This window comes from Microbacterium californiense, assembly GCF_047246625.1.
Taxonomy (GTDB): Bacteria; Actinomycetota; Actinomycetes; order Actinomycetales; family Microbacteriaceae; genus Microbacterium.
On sequence record NZ_JBFOKQ010000001.1, the window covers coordinates 1,856,072 to 1,876,607 of the forward strand.

Consider the following 20,536-nt stretch of genomic DNA (forward strand, 5'->3'; position numbering starts at 1 on the left):
GCGACGAAGCGGACGTCAGCGCACGAGGAACGCGCGCAGGTCGTCGTTGAGGGTCTCCCCGACACCCGCGTCGCTGTACATCATGTGCCCGGCGCGGTACCAGTGCGACTCCGTGCGTTCGCGCGGCAGGTCGTAATGGCGCAGGAGGTGGTCGGCGGCGCCGACGGTCGTGAGGGAGTCGTACACGCCGGTGCCGATGAACAGGCGTCCGCGCGGATTCTGCTTCATCCATCGCGAGAGCCGCGCCGGGTAGGGATAGGTGCGGAAGGGGGACGGTTGACCGTAGGTCGGGAACAGCGCGACGCCCGCCTCGTCCCATTCCCAGTCGCGGCCCGCATCCGGATCAGTCACACGATACGGCTGGTCGGATGCGACGGCGAAGACCTCCTGGAGGAGCCGCGAGAGCGCGGTGGTGTACCGCGGCGTGAGCGCCACGTCGGAGGGGTCGTACTCCAGCTCGCCGAGCCGCCGGTCGGCCGCGGGTGCGGCGTACCGGCTGTCGGTGACGCCCAGCACACGCCCGGGAAGCAGGTCGGATCGGAAATCCTGCTGACTGGTCCAGAGCCGAGATGCGACCAGGCTCTCGACGGGCAGCCCGATCATTTTCGACAGACGCTGCGCCACCGCGGTGCGTGCGGGTTCCGCCAGCTCGTCGCCCTGCAGCATCGCAAGAGCGAGGTCGCCGCGCGCGAAGTCGAGGGCGGCGCGGATCGCGTCCTCGACCCGCGGATGCTCCTGCGAGCCCGCGCCGTGGTACCAGGCGGTCGCCGCCTTGTAGGGGAGGTTCGCGAGAGCGCCCACGATGTTGCCCGGGCGGCCGAATGTCTCCTGGATGTTCACGGCCTGCCCGAGCAGCACGAGCCCGTCGAGGGGCGCCGTGTCGGCGAGGTGCGCCGAGGTCGCGAGGAAGGCGGCGCGGATCGTCCCGTAGCTCTCGCCGAGGAAGAACTTCCGCGCATCCCAACGCCCGTGACGATCGACCCAGTCGCCGATCGCAGCGGCGATGGCATCGGCATCCGCCTCCACCGAGCGGAAGTCTCCCGGGTCGCGATCCTCGACGACCGAACCGAAGCCGGTGCCCGGGGCGTCGAGGAAGACGAGGTCGGCCACGTCGAGCAGAGTCGATCGGCTCTCCTCGATGCCGTACGGCGGAGCGCCGTGGCCGGCCGGATCGAGCGGGATGCGGGCGCGCCAGGGGCCGATTCCGCTGAGGTGCAGATAGATCGACGAGACGCCCGGACCGCCGTTCGTGAGGAAGAGGATGGGGCGGTCCGGCGCGTCGACCGTGTAGCTGAACGCCGACAGCGTGCCCTGAGCCGCGCCGTCCGAGCGCCGGAGCGGAAGCTCCTCGAGACGGGCCGTGTACTCGAGTCCGCCGATGCGGCCGACGGTCTCGCGAGTCGTCATCGACGTGCGGTGGCGTCGCGGTAGAAGTCGTCGAGGTCGCGCTTCATCCGCTCGACGGCATCCTCGTCCACGAACGTCATGTGGCCGGACTCGTAGAAGGTCATGCGGATGTTCTCCCGCAGCGACGGCGCCAGGTACAGCTGTGCCACATCGAGCTCCGGGCCGAAGAACGGCGTCGCGAGGTCGTAATAGCCGCCCATCACGAATACCTTCAGGTGCGGGTTGCGTCGCACCGCGGCCGACAGGTCGAGCGACACGTCCGGCACGAGCTGCGGGGCGTCGATCCCCGGTGCTTTGTGCTTCCAGTCCCATGCTCGGGAGATGGGCATGTTGTGAAGGTGGCGGTAGTGCAGCTCGCTCGTGTACCCGATGTCGTCGACCAGGTGCGCGCGGTAGCTGGAGAGATGCGCGCTGTTCACCCCGGCGGTGGCCGCATCGTCGGTGGCGGGGTCGTGCGAGCCGTTGCCGACCACGTACTGATGCTCGGCGGTGAAGCGGGTGTCGAACCGGCCGATCACCCGGCCCTCGTCGGCGAGCAGGGCGTAGCGGTACTGCTCCATGCCGATCCGGAAGTGGTGCTTCTTCAGGTAGTCGGCATCGAGCCCGATGAGGGCGCTCATCCGCTCTGCGACGACGTTCTCCGTCGCGGCGGGGAGCAGGTCGCCCCGCAGAAGCGCTTCGGCGAAGGGGCCCTGGGCGAACTCCCGCGCCTCGGCGAGGAACGGCTCGAGCTCGGCGTGCCCGGTGCGCGACCGGCCGTGGTACCAGGCGGTGGCGGCGAACGAGGGGAGCAGGTTGACGTACTCGCGCGGGCCGCCGAGGTTGCTCTCGCCCCAGTTGAGCACCGTCGACAGCAGCACGACCCCGTTGAAGTCGAGACCCTGGTTCTGCAGCCGGTGCACGAGCGAGGCTGCGCGTGTCGTGCCGTACGACTCCCCGAACAGGAAGCGAGGAGCGTTCCAGCTGTTGGTGAGGGTGAGCCAGCGCGTGATCGCCTTCGCGAAGGCGTCGACGTCCTGATCCACGCCCCAGAGCTGCGCGGGTGTGGCGTCGCCGAGCAGGCGGGAGTAGCCGGTGCCGGGGGCGTCGATGAAGACGAGGTCGGATGCCGTGAGGAGCGTGTGCGGGTTGTCGCCCGATTCGTACGGGGCCGGCGGGGTCGCGCGCGGGGTGCGCGTCGGCGCGCGGTGCGGGCCGAATCCGCCGATGTTCAGCCACAGACTCGCGGAGCCCGGTCCGCCGTTGAACAGGAAGGTGACCGGCCGCGGCGGGGAGCCCTCTTCGCGATCCGCGACGTAGGAGGTGAAGAACACGCTCGCGAGCGGCTGGTGCTCGTCGTCCCGGACGATCACCGTGCCGGCTCCGGCGGTGTAGTCGAACGTCCGGCCCCCCGCGGTGATGCGGTGACGTCGTGAGGTGAAGGTCTCGGCATCGGCGGTGTCGCCCTGCGGTTCCTGCTCGGTCACGGTGCTCCTTCGCTGCCTAATGAATGCAATGAATATACCTTAATAGCGCCGGAACCGATCACTCATGAACGACGGACTCTAGGGCCGCCGCCATCCCCGGGTCAAGCAGATGCGGCGAACGATTCCCAGGAGTAAGACGGATGCGGCGGGCGATGACGAGCCCGCGAGAAGGAGGCCTCGTGTCCGCATCCGACACCCCCGTGAAAGAGGTCCGGTCCCTCGTCCCCGCGCGGATGGACCGGCTGCCGTGGTCGCGTTTCCACTGGATGATCGTCGTCGGGCTCGGGTTCTCCTGGATCCTCGACGGCCTCGAGGTGCAGATCGTCGCGGCGAACGGCTACGCCGCCACCCTCGGGATGGGTCCGGCCGAGGTCGGCCTCGCCGGAACCTGCTACCTGCTCGGGCAGGTGTTCGGCGCCCTCGTGTTCGGCCGTCTCACCGACCGCCTCGGCCGCAAGAAGCTCTTCATCCTCTCCCTCGCTGTCTACCTCATCGGCTCGGCCGTGGCGGGTCTCGCGTTCGCGCCGTGGTTCTTCTATATCTGGCGCTTCGTCGCCGGCGCCGGCATCGGCGGGGAGTACGCCGCCATCAACTCCGCCATCGACGAGATCATCCCCGCGAAGTACCGCGGCCGCGTCGACATCGCGATCAACGGCACCTACTGGGGCGGCGCGGCCCTCGGCGCCGTCGCGAACCTGTTCTTCCTGAACACCGACATCCTCCCCGAGGACCTCGGCTGGCGCCTGAGCTTCTTCCTCGGGCCGGTGCTCGGCATCCTCATCATCTGGCTGCGCCGGCACATCCCGGAGAGCCCGCGGTGGCAGATGACCCACGGACGCGAGGACGAGGCCGAGCGCAACGTCGACGGGATCGAGAAGCGCATCCGCCAGGAGGGGAAGACCATCCCGCCGGTCGACGAGGCGAAGGCGATCACGGTCAAGGAGTACGGGCGCGTGCCCTTCCTCACCATCGCGAAGGTGCTGTTCCGCACCTACCCCCGCCGCACGATGGTGGGCATCACGATGATGGTGACGCAGTCGTTCCTCTACAACGCGATCTTCTTCACCTACGCGCTGGTGCTCGAGAACTTCTACGACACCCCGCCCGCCTCGGCGTCGCAGTACTTCATCATCTTCGCGGTCGGCAACCTCGCCGGCGCGCTCGTGCTCGGGCACTTCTTCGACACGTGGGGCCGGCGGCGGATGCTGTTCGGCACCTACGTGCTCGCGGGATCGATCCTGCTCGTGAGCGCCTTCCTGTTCAACGCGGGCGTGCTGAACGCGGGCACGCACACGGCGTTCTGGTGCGCCTCGTTCTTCTTCGCCTCGGCCGGCGCCTCGGCGGCGTACCTGACGGTGAGCGAGATCTTCCCGCTCGAACTGCGCAGCCAGGTGATCTCGTACGTCTTCTCGGTCGGTCAGCTCGTCGGCGCGATCGCCCCTGTGCTCTACGGCTCGCTCATCGGGCAGAGCGCGGAGACCGGCGACCGCGGCCCGCTCTTCTGGGGCTACGTGCTCGGGTCGGCGATCATGATCCTCGGCGGAGTCGTGTGCGGGGTGTTCGGCGTGAGCGCGGCGGGCAAGTCGCTGGAGGACATCGCCGATCCGCTGTCGCTCGTCGAGCAGGCGGAGAAGGGCGTCACGCCCGGGGCGGATGTCGCGGCCGCCCGCGCGCAGGGAGACCCGGGCAAGAGGGAGTGAGGGGGCGCTCGCCGTGACGACGAGCGCCGTATGGAGGGGCTGACGGGAATCGAACCCGCGCTGTCTGCTTGGGAAGCAGAAGTTCTGCCATTGAACTACAGCCCCGCACCCGGCATCCGCTCGTCTCCGATCGGAACAGGGTGACGCCAGCCTACCCGTCCCGCCTCGGATGGCCAAAGCGCTCCGACGGACAGGCGCGGCACGCGGGCCGCGCGACGAGTCCGCCGGAGCGCCGGTCGGTCAGTGCTTCGTGAGCGAGCCCGTGCTGAACATGCCCATGCTGATCGAGATCGTCACGGGGCCCGAGTACGAGACGTAGCAGTACCGGGTCGAGCCGGATGCCGTGTACCCCTGGCACAGGGTGCGGCCGCTCGTCGTCTTCACGGCGTAGGGGAAGGTGGTGCCCCACGGCCCCGTCCCCCGGTACGTGAAGCGGACCTCGTTCTTCACGGTCGTCGAGAGGGTGCACGATCCGCGCCAGCTGTTGTTCCAGCAGGAGCGGGAGGTGGAGGCCTCGGCCGCCGCGGGCACGGCGACGGTGCCCGCGACGATCAGCGCGGCGATCGCGAGCGCCTGCCATCGGCCCCGCGCGGCTCCCCGCCGTGCCATCGTGCCGCGAGCGGCTCCGCTCGTCATGGATTGCGTCATTTCTTCTCCTGTCGTTCGTCAGACGGCGGGCCGTGCGGTCCGCCGCCTGTCAGACGACGCCGAGGAGCCATTCGGTCGAGCGCGGCTGCTTTGTGACGTCACACTCGCGGCCACCGGCATTCGAGGCCTCCGGCATACGGAGAAACCCCGCCCTGCAGGTACTCGACGACACCGCCCGCGTACGAGAAACGCGCCTCCGGCAGGGGGTCCGGAGGCGCGTTCCTCGGTCGTCAGACCGACGCGGGGGGAGCGGTCAGTACGAGACCTTGAGCTGCGAGCCGGTCGACCAGCCCTTCGCCACGCTGACGGTCACCTTGCCCTTGTAGCCGAACAGCGAGCACGTCTTGCCGCCGCCGTTGACGGTGACGGTGCCCGAGCAGATCGTCGATCCGCTGCCGGTCTTGACCGTGTACTTCTGCCCGTTGGGCGTCCGCCGCGTGTCGACCACCTTGAAGCTGATGGTGGTCTGCTTGGCCGTGACGGTCGTCGAACAGCTGTACCCGTCGCCGCCACAGGTCTTGTACGTCTCGGCTGCGCTCGCCGCCTGCGGCAGGGCCACCGCGCCGCCGGCGATCATCAGACCCGCCAGCAGCACCGCCGCTCCACGGCTCTTCCTGGTCTTCTTCTCGTTGCTCATCGTCATCATCGACATTTCTTCTCCGGTCATCATTAACGGGGGGGTGCGAGCTCGGGCTGAGCCCGCTGTCTATCCAGACGATGGAGATACTCGAATCGGTCGCGGTCATCCGGTATTTCCCTTCGCCCGTTTCGGGCTGGCTAGGCTGTTCCCGTGCTTCTCAGCGATCGCGACATCAAGGTAGAACTCGCTTCCGGCCGTATCGGCCTCGCCCCGCATGACCCGGCGATGGTGCAGCCGTCGAGCGTCGACGTGCGCCTGGATCGCTACTTCCGGCTCTTCGACAACCACAAGTACCCGTTCATCGACCCGTCGGTCGACCAGCCCGAGCTGACGCGCCTCATCGAGGTCGCGCCGGACGAGCCCTTCATCCTGCACCCGGGCGAGTTCGCGCTCGGTGCGACGTTCGAGCAGGTCTCGCTGGCCGATGACATCGCGGCCCGCCTCGAGGGCAAGTCGTCGCTCGGACGCCTGGGCCTCATCACGCACTCCACCGCGGGCTTCATCGACCCGGGGTTCACGGGCCACGTGACGCTCGAGCTCGCGAACGTCGCGACGCTGCCGATCAAGCTCTGGCCGGGCATGAAGATCGGCCAGCTCTGCTTCTTCCGCCTGACCTCGCCCGCCGAGAACCCGTACGGCTCCGGCCCGTACGGCAACCGCTACCAGGGGCAGCGCGGGCCGACGGCGTCCCGTTCGTTCCAGAACTTCCACCGTACGGACGTCGGGGTCACCGATGTCGGAGCCCTCGGAGGCTGACATGAGCAACGACAGCACCACCCCGTCCGCACCGGAGAGCCGCGACGGCGAGGAGGATGCCGTCGTCCCGCCGCCTCCCTCGCTCGACGATCAGCCGTCGGATGCCGTGGTCCCGCCGCCTCCGACGTTCGACGACGATCCGGCCGCCGTCATCGTGCCCCCGCCGCCGACTTTCGACGGCCCGCTGACCGGATCCGTCCCGCCCGTGACGTCGCCGAAGGACGACGACGTCGTCCCTCCGCCCCCCGTGTTCGAAGGCTCGACGGGTGATGCGGTGGTGCCCCCGCCTCCCTCGTTCGACGGACCGGTGACGGGGTCTGCCGCCCCGGCATCCGACGCCCTGAGATCGACCTCGCGACGTGCAGCGTCGACAGGAGTGTCCGCCGCGCCGACGGCCGGACCCGACGAGACCGGCCCCGCGCCCGACCCGGACCCCGCGTTCGCGGCGCCCGAGACGCCCTCGTCGGGCTCGTACCGGGGCCTCACCGTCGCGATCTACGCGTTCCTCCTCATCCTGCTGGCGGGGGCGGTCGCACTGGGGATCTACCTCGCGACCAACACCACGCTGGACTGGTCGATCTTCGGCGCCGCCCCCTGGGGCTCGACGCTCGACGATCCGGGGGCGTGAGTCGGAGCACCGAGAGACGACGAAAGGACGGATGCCGCAGCATCCGTCCTTTCGCTTCATGAAGCCGGTGTGATCAGGCGTCGCGGCCGCGCGTGAACCCGGCGTCGAAGCCGCGCTCGTACGCGTGCTGTGCCATACGGGCCACGCGGTGCGGCCCGTGGCCGCCGCCGTGGTGACGACCGTGGCCGTGCTCCTCGTGCCCGTCGACGCCGTGCCCGTGGTGGTGGCACTCGGCGTGCGGACCGAATCCCGGACGGCCCGGGAACCGCGGACCGAAGCCGTGGCGGTCGTGATCGTGGTGCGGCGCGAAACCGTGACCGTGCCGGGCGAAGCCGTGGCCGTGCCGACCGAAGCCGCGTCGGCCGCGGGGGAGAGGCGTCTCCTCGTCCCACCCCAAGGTTCGGGCGATCTTCTCGAGGGAGGCGAGGGTCGTGGCCATGTCGTCGTCGGAGACGGCGTCGGCGATGCGGGTGCGGATGCCGTCGGCGATGCCGCCGAGACGCTCCTTCGCCGCGCGGCCCTCGTCGGTGAGCGTCCAGCCGCCGCCCTCGGGTGCGACCCACCCGCGCTCGACGAGCCGGTGGAGCTTGTGCGGCGAGAGGGGGCGACGGGCGGGCGCAGTGCCGTCGACGACGTTGAGCAGACGCCAGTCGCGACGGCTGACGTCGCCGTCGAACGCCGAGGCGAACTCGGCGGCCATCAGGCGATCGACGGCCTTCAGCCAGTAGCCGAAGGGGCGGGAAGTGGTGTTGTCAGAGGTGTCCATGAGTATTCCTTCGTAGTCAGGGAGCACGTGTATGTCACAGTGCATGTACATGTATGTTGACATGCGCTCAGATACATGTCAAGTCACATGTAAACTGGGGATGTGAGCGCTGAGCAGAACGACCCCGCCGAGATGATCGCTCTCGCGCTGTCGCGGCTCCGCGGGCGGCGCTCCGGCGAGCGCGGGACGCACGGCCACGGACACGGCGGCCCCCACGGCTGGCACGGCGGTCCGCACGGCGCCGGGCACGACGGCGCCCACGGCGGTCCGTTCGACCGGCACGGACACCCCGGCATGCCGCCGTGGATGGCGGACCCCTCCGCACGCCTCGGAGGACCGGCGCGCCTGCGCCTGCTCGAAGCGCTCGCCGCGGCATCCGCCCCACTCAGCGTGAGCGAGCTCGGAGCCGCCATCGGGGTCGACCAGCCCCGCGCCTCACGACTCGTGCAGCAGGGAGTCGCCCACGGCTACCTGCGACGCGAAGCCGACCCCGACGACGCGCGGCGCACGCGCATCGCGCTCACCGACGAGGGGCGCTCCCTCGTCCGCGGGTTCCGCGGCGAACGGCGCCAGCTGCTCAGCGGCGCGCTCGCCGCCTTCACCGACGAGGAGCGGGCGGAGCTCGCCCGGCTGCTCACCAAACTCGCCGACAACTGGCAGCGCTGAGGAAGCCTCTCGTCCCGTCGGCCGGTCGGTGCTGTCGGAAAACGGAGACCGGATGCCGTCGCCACGGAGTGCCGCGGGGTGACACGCCGTCCGCACGACCGTCGGTCCGGGTTTTCTCACCTCTCTGGGGCGCCCGGGAAAGGGCGAGGTCAGCGGGGGGACTTCACCGGCAGCAGCAGGACGAAGCCGATGAGGAGCACGATCATGATGCCCAGGATGCCGAAGGCGGTCTGCGCCGTCAGGGCGATCAGCACGGTCCAGGCGCCCGAGGCCATCCAGCTCGCCGCGCGACCGGTGGTGGCGTAGAGGCCGAAGATCTCGCCCTCGCGCCCGGCCGGCGTCACGCGCGCCAGGAACGACCGCGCCGCCGCCTGCGCCGGGCCGACGAAGGCGCAGAGCACCAGGCCTCCGATCCAGAACACCATGACCCCGGCATCCCGCAGCAGGAACACAGCCATGCCGGCGACGATCATCGACCCGATCGAGGCGAGGATGATGCGCTTAGGACCGACGCGGTCGTCGAGGCGTCCGGCGGCGATCGTCGAGACGCCCGCGATGAGGTTGGCCGCGATGCCGAAGACGATGATGTCCTGCGTCTCGAAGCCGAACACCGAGGTGCCGATGATCGCGCCGAAGGCGAAGACCCCGCCGAGCCCATCGCGGAAGACGGCGCTGGAGAGCAGGTACCAGAAGGTCGGTCGGGTCTCGGGGTCGCGGTAGAGGGCGACGACGTCCTTCACCAGCAGCACGTACGACCGGAAGAACCCGACCTTGCGCTCGGGGCGACCCAGCGACGGCTCCGGCACGTTGAGGAAGATGGGGATGCTGAACACGATCGCCCACACCGCGCACCCGACCGCGATCAGCCGGTAGACGAGGCCGTTGTCGGTCGGCATCCCGAACCACTCGACCGCGTTGAGGGCGACCACGATCGCCAGCGCGATGATGCCGCCGAGGTAGCCGAAGCCCCAGCCGAGTCCCGAGATGCGGCCGACGTTCTTGGGGTTCGCGATGCCGATCAGCATGGCGTTCGAGTTCACGGCCGCGATCTCCTGGAACACCGTCGCCGCCGAGATCAGCGTCACGCCCAGCCAGAACAGGCTCGGCGTCGGCTCGAGGAACCAGAGTCCGAGCATGCAGAGCACGAGCGCGCCGGTGCCGATCCCCAGCCACAGCTTCTGGCGTCCCGCGGCATCCGCCCGCTGGCCGAGCACCGGCGCGAGCAGCAGGATGCCGAAGGCGGCGATCGTCGATCCGAGGCCGAGCCCCGAGGTGAGTTCCGCGTCGGCGGCGATGCGCGCCGGGTCGGTCGAGGGGAGGCCGGCGACGTCGGCGGGGAGGAACCCCTCGCCCACCAGGTACAGCGCCGTGAAGACGAACGTCAGGATGACGGTGTTGAACGGCTGGGTCGCCCAGTCCCACAGCGCCCACGAGTACACCTGCTTCTTCGGCGCCGGCGTCTCGCCCCGCAGATCCAGGCCGATGACCGCGACGGCGCCGCTGTTCGCGGTCGCTGCGGGCTCGGGCACGGCAGGACGACGTTCGGGTTCGCTCATGGATCGAAGTCTGGCCGCAGCCGGTGAACGGTCGGTGACGGCGCGCCGTTCGTCGGGGCGTCCTTCGTCTCGCCGCTGCGTGGTTCCTGAGCGAGCGAAGCGAGACGAAGGGCGCTCAGGAACCGGGTGGGGGTGAACCGGGGGAGGGGGTCACTCGGTGCGCAGGGGGCGCAGGGTGCGGGCGTAGTCCTCCTTGAGCACCGCGAGGTGCAGCCACGATTCGATGCGGGTCACCCCGGGCAGGGCGCGCAGCCGTTCGAGGCTGGCGTACAGCGCCCCGGCCGACGGCTCGACGAGCGTGGCCACCGCGTCGAAGCGCCCGAGGGTGCGCGCGGCGAAGTCCACTCCGCGGCCGACGCGCAGCGCCTCGATGACGGCGGCGTCGTCGTCGCCCAGATTGATGCCGACGCCCATCGACAGCTGGCGGTGTGCGAGGCCGCGGGCCTCGACCGCGCTGATCTTGATGACGCCGCCGTCGATCAGCCGCTGCACCCGCGTCGCCACGGCCGAGGGCGACAGGCGCACCTCGTCGCCGAGGGCGCGGAAGCTCTGTCGTCCGTCGGCCTGCAGCTGCTCGATGAGCGCCTCGTCGATCGCGTCGAGGGTGACGTCGCCGTGGTACTCCGAGACGAAGAAGCCCTTCACCACGGTGGAGTAGATGATCGTGTCGATGTCGAGCACGCCGCGGATCGCGCGGATCTGCGCGAGCAGTGCATGCAGCTCCTCCATCGACCCCAGCCGCACCTCGGTCACGAGGTCATGAGCGCCCCCGACTGCCGACACGAGCACGGTCTCGTCGAGGTCGCGCAAACGCTCGGCGACGACCTCGACGGCGCCGTCTGTGCGGATCGAGACGTGCGCGAGCACGTGCTGCCCGAGGAACACCGGGTCGACGGCCGCCACGACGCGCACGGTGCGGTCGTCGAGCAAGCTCTTGAGCCGGGAGGCGACCGCGGCGCGCGACTGGTCCAGCCGGGCCGCGAGCGAGCGGATGCTGGCACGCCCGTCCTCCTGCAGCGCACGCACGAGCTCGGCGTCGAAGTCCACGATCCGCCCCGATCCGTCAGTTTCCGGTGTTCGCACGGCGGTGAGAACACAACGCCAGCGTAGTGCCGACTGTGGCGCGGGGATAGGCGCGCTTTGCGCGCAACACAATGCAGATCGACAGTGAATGCGCGTTCAGGCTGGAGTTCTGGCCTTGATCCCCGCCTCTGAACGGTCGTAGCATCCTCGGCATCCGACCATTTCCGCAAAGGAGCGGGCCATGACCTCCACCCACAGCAGAGCGCGGCGCGCCGGCATCGCCGCCTTCGTCGGCACCACCATCGAGTGGTACGACTTCTACGTCTACGCGACCGCCGCGGCGCTCGTGTTCGGCCCGCTGTTCTTCCCCAGCGAGGACCCCCTGGCCGAGACCGCGTCCGCCTTCGCGACCTTCGCGGTCGCGTTCCTCGTGCGTCCGCTCGGCGGCATCCTGTTCGGGCACATCGGCGACAAGCTCGGACGACGCGTCTCGCTCGTGATCACCCTGCTGCTCATGGGCGTGGCCACCGTGCTGGTGGGCTGCCTGCCCACCTACGAGAACATCGGCATCGTCGCCCCCATCCTCCTGATTCTCCTGCGCGCGCTCCAGGGCCTCGCGGTCGGCGGCGAGTGGGGCGGCGCCGTGCTCATGAGCGTCGAGCACGCCCCCGAGAAGTCCAAGACCTTCTACGGCGGGTTCACGCAGCTGGGCAACCCGGCGGGCGCCCTGCTGGCCTCGGGCATCTTCGCGATCATGTCGCGCGGCGGTGACACCTTCATCATCGACGGCGGCTGGCGCATCCCGTTCCTGCTGTCGATCGTGCTGATCGCCGTCGGCCTGTGGGTGCGCTACCGCGTCGAGGAGTCGCCGGTCTTCGAGAAGAAGATCGAGGGGCGCAAGCAGTCCATGCCGCTCGCCTTCGCGCTGCGGGTGAACTGGCGTCCGATCCTGTTGGGCATCGGCATCCTCCCGATCTCCACCGGTGGCTACTACCTCGCGACGACCTTCGCCACGGCCTACGCGACCGGCGAGCCGATCGCGATCAGCGAGCAGGTGATCCTCGACGCGATGACGCTGGCCTCGTTCATCGAGTTCCTCGTGACGCTGCCCGTCGCCTGGCTGGGCGACAAGTGGGGCCGCAAGAACGTCATGTACATCGGGCTCATCACCTCCGTGCTGACGTTCGCGCCGTTCTTGCTGCTCATGCCCGGACGCGTCGAGCCGCTGATCTTCCTCTTCGCCTCGCTCGTGCGCATCGCGATGAGCGCGACCTACGCCCCGATCGCCGCGATCCTCGCGCAGATGTTCCGGCCGCAGGCGCGGTACACCTCGATCGCCCTCTCGTACGGTGTCGGCGCCGCGATCTGGGCGGGCTTCTCGCCCTGGTTCGCGACCCAGCTCATCGCCTGGACGGGCAGCGTGTGGTCAGTGATCGCGATGTTCGTCGGCATGGCCGTCATCGCCGGCATCTGCACCCGCCTCGCCCCGCAGCACTCCGACGAGGCGCCCGTCACTGCATCCTTCACCGCCCGCACCGACACCACCGCGAACAGGCTCCCATGAGAAAGCTCTCCCCCTTCGACCGCTCCGCGCAGACCGCCCCGCGCCTCGTCATGGCCCGACGCATCCACACCGCGGATGCCGACGACACGACCGTCACGGCGATGCTCACCGATCGCGGCCGCATCGTCGCCCTCGGCTCGGCCGAGGACTGCGCGGCAGCGGCGGAGCGGGTGGGCCTCCGGCCCGAGACCGTCGACCTGGGCGACGCGGTCGTCGTGCCCGGCTTCGTCGACGCGCACGCGCACCCGCTGATGTTCGGGCAGATGATGACCTGGGTCGACTGCGGTCCCGAGAAGGCGGGCAGCATCCCCGAGATCATCGCGCTGCTGCGCGAAGCCGCCGCCGGGCTCCCCGAGGGGCGGCCGGTGCGCGGGTACGGGTACGAGCAGCGCAACCTCGCCGAGAAGCGGCACCCCACCCGGTTCGAGCTCGACGAGGTCGCCGACGACCGCGAGGTGTATCTGATGAACGCCTCCGGCCACGGCGGCGTCGTCAACTCGCACACCCTGCGGATCAACGGCGTCGACCGCGACACCCCGAACCCCGACGGCGGCGAGTTCTTCCGCGATGCCGACGGCGAGCTGACGGGCGAGCTGTCGGATGCCGCCTGCAACATCCTCACCGGCGTGCACGGTGTGAAGATCGGCCACCACGGACCGAACTTCCACCTGGCCGACGAGCCCGAGGAGCACCTGCGGCAGCTGGACGCTGCCACCCGGCGGTTCCTCGCCGGCGGCGTCACCTCGATCGGCGACTGCCAGGTCACCCGCCGCGAGTTCGACATGTACCTGCGGCTGGCCGAGGCCGGACGCCTCGAGCTGCGCGTGTCGATGTACCTGCTGTCGCACCTGCTCGACGAGGCGCTCGAGATGGGACTCGTGGGTCAGTTCGGCAATGCGCACCTGAGCTTCGCCGGCATCAAGTTCTACGCCGACGGCACGCTCGGCGGCTGGACCGCGTACTTCCCCGACGGCTACGTGGGCGACCCCTGTCGCACGGGCCAGCTGTACCACGAGCCCGCCGACTACGCCGAGCTGATCCGCAAGGCGCACGCGGCCGGACTGCAGACGGCCACGCACGCGCAGTCCCCGACGGCGATCGAGATGGTCGTGTCGGCGATCGAGGCCGCGCTCGCGGACCGGCCGGATGCCGACGCCCGGCACCGCATCGAGCACTGCGGCCTGCCCACGCCCGAGCAGATCACGCGGATGGCGGCCTCCGGCATCCGACCCGTGAACCAGACGCAGCACTACTTCAACTGGGGCGAGGGCGTGGAGGAGGCCATCGGCACGCCGGGCGAGCGCTTCAACCCGCTCGGCGAGTTCGCACGGGCCGGGGTGCCGTTCACGATCTCATCGGACGCCCCGGTCGCCGAGCCGATCCCGCTCGAGGCGATCCAGACCGCCGTCACCCGCGTGACCCGCCGCGGCCACAGGCTCGGCCCCGACGACCTGCGCGTCTCGGCGCTCGCCGCGCTCCGCGCGCACACCATCGAGGGCGCGGTCTCGCTCGGGCGCGAGGCCGACCTCGGCTCGTTGGAGGAGGGCAAGTACGCCGACTTCGTGGTGCTGTCCGACGATCCGCTCGCCGTGCCGGCGGAGGAGATCTCGGCCATCGCCGTGCGCGAGACGTGGGTCGACGGCGAACGACGCCACCGGGCCGCGTGAGGATCGGACGATGAGCGACGAGCAGTACGCCGACACCGCCGGGCGCGCGGTGCTCGAGACCATCCGCGCCTACGGGGTGACCGCGGTGTTCGGCATCCCCGGCACCCACAACCTCGAGCTCTACCGGCCGCTCGCCGACCTCGGCATCCGCGCCGTGACCAACCGTCACGAGCAGGGTTCGGGGTACGGCGCCGACGGCTGGGCGCAGCAGACCGGGCTGCCGGGCGTCGTCATCACGACCTCCGGACCCGGGCTGCAGAACGCCATGAGCGCGATCGGCACGGCGTTCTGCGAGTCGCGGCCGCTGCTCGTGCTCTCGCCCGGCGTGCCCCGCGGCGCCGAGTTCGCCGACGTCGGCACCCTACACGAGACGAAGGACGCGACCGCGATGGTCGGCGCGATCGCCGAGTGGTCTCGCCGCGTCTCCAGCGCCGCCGAGGCCGTCGACGCCGTGCACGACGCCTTCGCCCTCTTCCGGACCGGACGTCCGCGGCCCGTTCACATCGAGATCCCCCTCGACGTGCTCGAAGCTCCGGCCGGCGTCCCCGAGGGGCACCGGCGTCCCCGGCCGGCGCTCGCCCCCCTCTCGGGAGACCCGGCCGGTGTGGACGAGGCGGCGCGCGTGCTCACCGCCGCGCGCCGCCCCGTGATCGTCGCCGGGGGCGGATCGACGGATGCCGCGGCCGAGGTCACCGCGCTGGCCGAGCGCCTCGGCGCGCCGGTGCTCACGACCCTGAACGGCAAGGGCGTCGTCGACGAGCGGCATCCGCTGTCCCTCGGCTCGAACCTGCGCCTGGCGGCGGCGAGGGCCGTGGCCGAAGACGCCGATGCGCTGCTCGTCGTCGGCTCCAAGCTCGGCGAGGCGGAACTGTGGGCGCCCCGCCTCGATGCCCGCGGAGCGGTCGTGCGGATCGACATCTCGCCGGCGCAGCTGCACAAGAACCTCCCGGCCGACGTGGCGCTCGCGGGCGATGCGGCCGCGACGCTGGACGCGCTGCTCGGCGCGGTGCCCGCCGACGCGCGACCGGCGCCCGATCTGACCACGGTCCGTGAGGCCGTCGCGGAGGAGATCCGCGACACCGCCCCCGAGACCGTCGCGCTCGCCGAGCGGATCGCCGAGGGACTGCCCGACGACGCGATCGTCGCCGGGGACTCCTCGCAGATCGTGTACCTCGCGCTCGCGAACGTGCTGCGGGCGCGGCATCCGCACTCCCTGCTGTACACGCCGACGTACGCGACCCTCGGGTACGGACTGCCCGCCGCCATCGGCGCCCGGGTTGCGCAGACCGAGCGTCCCGTCGTCACCGTGATCGGCGACGGAGCCCTCATGTTCTGCGTCAACGAGCTCGCCACGGCGATCGAGCAGCGCCTCGACGTCACCATCGTGTGCGTCGACAACGGCGGATACGCCGAGATCCGCCAGAACGAGGTCGATCGGGGCATGCAGCCCATCGGGGTCGACCTCGTGCAGCCCGACTGGGTGATGCTCGCACGGGCCTTCGGCGCCGGCGCCCGGCGCGTGGACGGCGCGGATGCCGTGGCGTCCGGCATCCGCGAGGCGATCGCCGAGGGCGGAGTGCAGCTCGTGCACATCCCCTCCTGACCCGCCGCATCCCGCAGACCGAGTGTCACCGCTCGGACCGAGAAGAAGAGGAACACCGCACATGACCGACAACGTGGGACCCGTCGACGCCTCCGTGAACCCCCGATACTCCGGGATCGCGACCTTCGCGCGCCTGCCGCGCATCGACGAGGTGCCCCGGGCGGACATCGCGATCGTCGGCATCCCGTTCGACTCCGGGGTCAGCTACCGGCCGGGCACCCGCTTCGGCCCCTCGCACGTGCGCGAATCGTCACGCCTGCTGCGGCCGTACAACCCCGCGCAGGACGTCTCGCCGTTCGCCGCCGCGCAGGTCGTGGATGCCGGCGACATCCCCGTGAACCCGTTCGACCTGACCGCGGCCGTGACCGAGGTCGAGCGCGCGGCCACGGCGCTCGGTGAGCAGGTGCAGCAGATCGTCACGATCGGCGGTGACCACACGGTCGCCCTTCCGTTGCTGCGGGCGATCGCCGCCAAGCACGGACCCGTCGCCGTGCTGCACTTCGACGCCCACCTCGACACCTGGGACACGTACTTCGGCGCCCCCATCACGCACGGCACCCCCTTCCGCCGCGCGAGCGAGGAGGGTCTGATCGACCTCACCGCGAGCTGTCACGTCGGCACCCGGGGCCCCCTCTACTCGAAGCAGGACCTGGAGGACGACGCCCGCCTCGGCTTCTCGATCGTCTCGAGCGAGTACATCGAGGAGCACGGCGTGGAGGCCGCGATCGAGCGCATCCTGCAGCGCATCGGCGACCGGCCGCTGTACGTCTCGATCGACATCGACGTGCTCGACCCCGCGCACGCCCCCGGCACCGGCACCCCGGAGGCCGGGGGGCTCACCAGCCGGGAGCTCCTGCGCATCCTCCGCGCGCTGCGCGACCGCGACATCGTCGGCGCCGACGTCGTCGAGGTCTCACCCGCCTACGACCACGCCCAGATGACCGGCATCGCCGCGAGCCACGTCGTGTACGAGCTCGTGACCCTGCTCGCCGCCCGCATCAGCGGTTCCTGAGCGAGCGAAGCGAGACGAAGGGCGTCGCTGCGCTCCTCGCTCTGGGACCGGTGTCGAGTTCGGCGGACGCGTCGACACTTGTCGGATGCCGCAGGCCGAAGCGTCCGACACATGCCGTGTCGACCCCCGATGTGTGGGCCCTCGCCCCGGCGCGAGCGGCGCGGGCGCGCGGATACGCTGGAAGGACACCCCACCCGAGGAGTCCCGTGTTCCGTGTGCCCGACCGCCTGTTCCGAGTCCTCGCGATCGCGGAGGCGATCACCTGGACGCTCCTGATCGGGTCGATCGTCGCCCGTGCGCTCGGCGCCCCGGGCGTGGTCGTGACCGTGGGCGGCGGCATCCACGGGTTCGTCTTCCTGGCGTACGGCGCGACCGCGCTGCTCGTGGCGATCAACCAGCGCTGGCATGCCGGTGTAGCCGTGCTCGCGGTGGCGAGCGCCGTGGTGCCCTACGCGACGATCCCGACGGAGATCTGGCTGCACCGCACCGGCCGGCTCCGCGGCGAGTGGCGGCTGGAGGCGTCCGACGATCCCCGGGACCGCCGGGGGTATGACCGGCTGATGCGCTGGTTCCTGCGGCGGCCGTGGGTGCTCGGTGTGCTGCTCGTCGCGGCGATCGTCGCCCTCTACGTCATCCTGCTGCTGGCGGGGCCGCCCGGAGGCAAGTGAGGGCCGACGTCCTCCACAACCCCGGATGCCCTAGGGGGTGACGACCACCGCGTTCTTCTCGGTGATCTCGCCGAGGATCGCCTCGACGTCGGCACCCGTGCAGTCGGCGATGACGTAGAGCCCGACGCCGAGGCGGCTGAAGCCGCGGGCGGTCATGATCCACGTGCGATCGCCGTCCTCGCCCGATACCTGTCGGGCGTCCACTCCGCCGACGCCGCCGGCCTGGTAGCCGAGCTCCCCGTCGGTGCCGTACGTCGCGACCTCCTCGCGGGTGGCGCCGACGATGGTCGCGATGATCGCGTCGGAGGTGGCGCTGTCGTCTCCCGCGACGGCCACGTCGCCCAGCGTTCCCTGCCAGAACTGCGCGGTGCAGGTGCCGTCGCGCGTGATGTAGCTCCAGTTCCCGTTGCCGTCGTCGGGAGCGTCGACCTCCCAGCCGTCGTCGGAGATCAGTCCGTCGCCCCACTCGATGTAGGCCGTGACGGGCAGGTCCTGCCCGTCGGCGAAGGTGAGCGAGGCGGGCAGCTCCTCGACGGCGTCGGGGGTGTCGCTCGGCGCGGGGGTGGTGGTCGGGCGGTCGGCGGCGGGGGTCTCGACCGGGATCTGCGCGTACAGGCATCCGCTCAGCGGCAGCAGAGCCGCGGTGAGAAGGGCGACGGCGGCGAGGCGGGAGGCGCGGACGAGGGGCATACGGGTCAGCCTATCCATCGACGTTGGCGGCCGGGCCGGACGATCGTGGCGAGCCACCGGCATCCCTCGTGCAAAGTTGAGCCAACTCATATCAAGTTCGTTTGACTCCGGGAAGCGGGCGAGTTACACTTGAGCCATCGCGACTCAGGTTTACTGAGCGCCGCAGCTTTCAGACCGTAACAACGTCCGCAACACAAGGGAGAACAACATGGCACGTGCTGTAGGAATCGACCTCGGTACGACGAACTCCGTCGTCAGCGTCCTCGAGGGCGGCGAGCCGAAGGTCATCGCCAACGCCGAGGGCTTCCGCACCACCCCGTCGGTGGTCGCCTTCACCAAGGACGGCGAGGTGCTGGTCGGCGAGACCGCCAAGCGCCAGGCCGTCACCAACGTCGACCGCACCATCGCGTCGGTCAAGCGCCACATCGGCACCGACTGGACGTTCGACGTCGACGGCAAGAAGTGGACGCCGCAGGAGATCTCCGCGCGCATCCTCATGAAGCTCAAGCGCGACGCCGAGTCGTACCTCGGCGACACGGTGACGGATGCCGTCATCACCGTGCCCGCGTACTTCAACGACGCCGAGCGCCAGGCCACCAAGGAGGCCGGCGAGATCGCGGGCCTCAACGTCCTGCGCATCATCAACGAGCCCACGGCCGCGGCCCTGGCCTACGGCCTCGACAAGGGCAAGGAGGACGAGCTCATCCTCGTCTTCGACCTCGGTGGCGGAACCTTCGACGTCTCCCTCCTCGAGGTGGGCAAGGACGACGACTTCTCGACCATCCAGGTGCGCGCGACCGCCGGTGACAACCGCCTCGGCGGCGACGACTGGGACCAGCGTCTCGTCGACTACCTCATCAAGCAGTTCAAGGACACCTCGGGCGTCGACGTCTCGGGCGACAAGATCGCCCTGCAGCGTCTGAAGGAGGCCGCGGAGCAGGCGAAGAAGGAGCTGTCGTCCTCGACCAGCACCTCCATCAACCTCCCGTACCTGTCGCTCACCGACTCGGGCCCCGTCTCGCTCAGCGAGACCATCACCCGCGCGAAGTTCGAGGACCTCACGAAGGATCTGCTCGACCGCACCAAGAAGCCCTTCGAGGACGTCATCCGCGAAGCCGGCATCAAGGTCGCCGACATCGCCCACATCGTGCTGGTCGGCGGCTCGACCCGCATGCCCGCCGTCGCCGAGCTCGTCAAGCGCGAGACCGGCAAGGAGGCCAACAAGGGAGTGAACCCGGACGAGGTCGTCGCCGTCGGCGCCGCCCTGCAGGCCGGTGTCCTCAAGGGCGAGCGCAAGGACGTCCTTCTCATCGATGTCACCCCCCTGAGCCTCGGCATCGAGACCAAGGGCGGCATGATGACGAAGCTCATCGAGCGCAACACCGCCATCCCGACCAAGCGCAGCGAGACCTTCACCACGGCCGACGACAACCAGCCGTCCGTCGCGATCCAGGTCTTCCAGGGCGAGCGCGACTTCACCCGCGACAACAAGCCGCTGGGGACGTTCGAGCTCACGGGCATCGCCCCGGCGCCCCGCGGCATCCCGCAGATCGAGGTCACGTTCGACATCGACGCGAACGGCATCGTGCACGTGTCCGCCAAGGACAAGGGCACGGGCAAGGAGCAGTCGATGACGATCACCGGCGGCTCGTCGCTGTCGAAGGACGACATCGAGCGCATGGTGCGCGAGGCGGAGGAGCACGCGGCGGAGGACAAGAAGCGCCGCGAGGCCGCCGAGGTCCGCAACCAGGCCGAGACCCTCGCCTACTCGATCGACAAGCTGATCAAGGACAACGAGGACAAGCTGCCCGCCGACGTCAAGGACTCGGTGCAGGCCGACGTCGACGCCCTCAAGACGGCTCTGGCCGGGGAGGACGACGAGGCGGTCAAGACCGCGTTCGACAAGCTCAACGAGTCGCAGACGAAGCTGGGCGAGGCGATCTACGCGCAGTCGCAGGCGGATGCCGCATCCGGCGCCGCTCCCGAGGGCGACGCCCCGCAGGGTGACGCCGGCTCGTCCGAGGAGGACGTCATCGACGCCGAGGTCGTCGATGACGAGGAGGACAAGAAGTAATC

General features: G+C 70.1%; 18 protein-coding genes and 1 tRNA gene. 10 read left to right on the forward strand and 9 right to left on the reverse strand.

The window, feature by feature from the left end:
• Nucleotides 1-15 precede the first annotated feature (15 nt).
• Both AB3M82_RS08830 and AB3M82_RS08835 read right to left on the reverse strand, forming a co-directional pair.
• Nucleotides 16-1,407 (reverse strand): S10 family serine carboxypeptidase-like protein, encoded by a 1,392-nt coding sequence (locus AB3M82_RS08830; protein WP_412957142.1) that lies wholly within the window; start codon nt 1,405-1,407, stop codon nt 16-18.
• The gene (locus AB3M82_RS08835; protein ID WP_412957144.1) at nt 1,404-2,873 is read right to left on the reverse strand and encodes a S10 family peptidase; all 1,470 of its coding nucleotides are present in this window, start codon (nt 2,871-2,873) and stop codon (nt 1,404-1,406) included. Before AB3M82_RS08835 ends, AB3M82_RS08830 begins: the two co-directional genes overlap by 4 nt.
• Before the next feature lie 179 nt (nt 2,874-3,052).
• Here AB3M82_RS08835 and AB3M82_RS08840 point away from each other — a divergent pair, with 179 nt between their 5' ends.
• Nucleotides 3,053-4,573 carry an MFS transporter gene (locus AB3M82_RS08840; protein ID WP_412957147.1) on the forward strand — a complete coding sequence of 507 codons (1,521 nt, stop codon included), beginning with the start codon at nt 3,053-3,055 and terminating at the stop codon, nt 4,571-4,573.
• Nucleotides 4,574-4,604: 31 nt separating this feature from the next.
• On the opposite strand, the gene AB3M82_RS08845 is transcribed toward AB3M82_RS08840, so the two are convergent.
• From AB3M82_RS08845 to AB3M82_RS08855, 3 genes are all read right to left on the reverse strand, one after another.
• Nucleotides 4,605-4,678: transfer RNA gene (locus tag AB3M82_RS08845), tRNA-Gly, on the reverse strand.
• A 135-nt stretch (nt 4,679-4,813) separates the two neighbouring features.
• Nucleotides 4,814-5,221 (reverse strand): hypothetical protein, encoded by a 408-nt coding sequence (locus AB3M82_RS08850; RefSeq protein ID WP_412957149.1) that lies wholly within the window; start codon nt 5,219-5,221, stop codon nt 4,814-4,816.
• A gap of 253 nt (nt 5,222-5,474) precedes the next feature.
• Nucleotides 5,475-5,858 carry a hypothetical protein gene (locus AB3M82_RS08855; RefSeq protein WP_412957151.1) on the reverse strand — a complete coding sequence of 128 codons (384 nt, stop codon included), beginning with the start codon at nt 5,856-5,858 and terminating at the stop codon, nt 5,475-5,477.
• 153 nt (nt 5,859-6,011) lie between these two features.
• On the opposite strand from AB3M82_RS08855, the gene dcd reads away from it, so the two are divergent.
• Nucleotides 6,012-6,617 (forward strand): dCTP deaminase, encoded by a 606-nt coding sequence (gene dcd / locus AB3M82_RS08860; RefSeq protein WP_412957154.1) that lies wholly within the window; start codon nt 6,012-6,014, stop codon nt 6,615-6,617.
• Between the two features lies 1 nt (nt 6,618).
• Nucleotides 6,619-7,245, forward strand: a complete 627-nt coding sequence (locus AB3M82_RS08865; RefSeq protein WP_412957156.1) for a hypothetical protein — start codon at nt 6,619-6,621, stop codon at nt 7,243-7,245.
• 73 nt (nt 7,246-7,318) lie between these two features.
• Here the strand turns inward: AB3M82_RS08865 and AB3M82_RS08870 are convergent, their stop codons facing one another.
• Nucleotides 7,319-8,011: a hypothetical protein gene (locus AB3M82_RS08870; protein WP_412957158.1), complete on the reverse strand. Its 693-nt coding sequence runs from the start codon at nt 8,009-8,011 to the stop codon at nt 7,319-7,321.
• Nucleotides 8,012-8,113: 102 nt separating this feature from the next.
• Here AB3M82_RS08870 and AB3M82_RS08875 point away from each other — a divergent pair, with 102 nt between their 5' ends.
• Nucleotides 8,114-8,677: a MarR family winged helix-turn-helix transcriptional regulator gene (locus tag AB3M82_RS08875; RefSeq protein WP_412957160.1), complete on the forward strand. Its 564-nt coding sequence runs from the start codon at nt 8,114-8,116 to the stop codon at nt 8,675-8,677.
• Nucleotides 8,678-8,826: 149 nt separating this feature from the next.
• Here the strand turns inward: AB3M82_RS08875 and AB3M82_RS08880 are convergent, their stop codons facing one another.
• Complete coding sequence (locus tag AB3M82_RS08880; RefSeq protein WP_412957162.1) at nt 8,827-10,233, reverse strand: MFS transporter; 1,407 nt, start codon at nt 10,231-10,233, stop codon at nt 8,827-8,829.
• Nucleotides 10,234-10,383: 150 nt separating this feature from the next.
• A complete protein-coding gene (locus tag AB3M82_RS08885) occupies nt 10,384-11,280 on the reverse strand; it encodes an Lrp/AsnC family transcriptional regulator (protein WP_412957164.1) in 897 nt (298 codons plus the stop codon).
• Between the two features lie 217 nt (nt 11,281-11,497).
• On the opposite strand from AB3M82_RS08885, the gene AB3M82_RS08890 reads away from it, so the two are divergent.
• The 5 genes from AB3M82_RS08890 to AB3M82_RS08910 all read left to right on the forward strand — a co-directional run bounded on the left by AB3M82_RS08890 (nt 11,498) and on the right by AB3M82_RS08910 (nt 17,770).
• Complete coding sequence (locus AB3M82_RS08890; protein WP_412957166.1) at nt 11,498-12,820, forward strand: MFS transporter; 1,323 nt, start codon at nt 11,498-11,500, stop codon at nt 12,818-12,820.
• Complete coding sequence (locus AB3M82_RS08895; protein ID WP_412957168.1) at nt 12,817-14,487, forward strand: amidohydrolase; 1,671 nt, start codon at nt 12,817-12,819, stop codon at nt 14,485-14,487. Before AB3M82_RS08890 ends, AB3M82_RS08895 begins: the two co-directional genes overlap by 4 nt.
• A 10-nt stretch (nt 14,488-14,497) precedes the next feature.
• A complete protein-coding gene (locus AB3M82_RS08900) occupies nt 14,498-16,090 on the forward strand; it encodes a thiamine pyrophosphate-binding protein (protein ID WP_412957170.1) in 1,593 nt (530 codons plus the stop codon).
• A 61-nt stretch (nt 16,091-16,151) separates the two neighbouring features.
• Nucleotides 16,152-17,102 carry an agmatinase gene (gene speB, locus AB3M82_RS08905; protein WP_412957172.1) on the forward strand — a complete coding sequence of 317 codons (951 nt, stop codon included), beginning with the start codon at nt 16,152-16,154 and terminating at the stop codon, nt 17,100-17,102.
• 206 nt (nt 17,103-17,308) lie between these two features.
• Nucleotides 17,309-17,770, forward strand: a complete 462-nt coding sequence (locus tag AB3M82_RS08910; RefSeq protein WP_412957174.1) for a DUF3817 domain-containing protein — start codon at nt 17,309-17,311, stop codon at nt 17,768-17,770.
• A gap of 30 nt (nt 17,771-17,800) precedes the next feature.
• On the opposite strand, the gene AB3M82_RS08915 is transcribed toward AB3M82_RS08910, so the two are convergent.
• The gene (locus tag AB3M82_RS08915) at nt 17,801-18,460 is read right to left on the reverse strand and encodes a hypothetical protein (protein WP_412957175.1); all 660 of its coding nucleotides are present in this window, start codon (nt 18,458-18,460) and stop codon (nt 17,801-17,803) included.
• A gap of 208 nt (nt 18,461-18,668) precedes the next feature.
• On the opposite strand from AB3M82_RS08915, the gene dnaK reads away from it, so the two are divergent.
• On the forward strand, nt 18,669-20,534 hold the full coding sequence (dnaK, locus tag AB3M82_RS08920; protein ID WP_412957177.1) for a molecular chaperone DnaK: 1,866 nt from the start codon (nt 18,669-18,671) through the stop codon (nt 20,532-20,534).
• Nucleotides 20,535-20,536 lie beyond the last annotated feature (2 nt).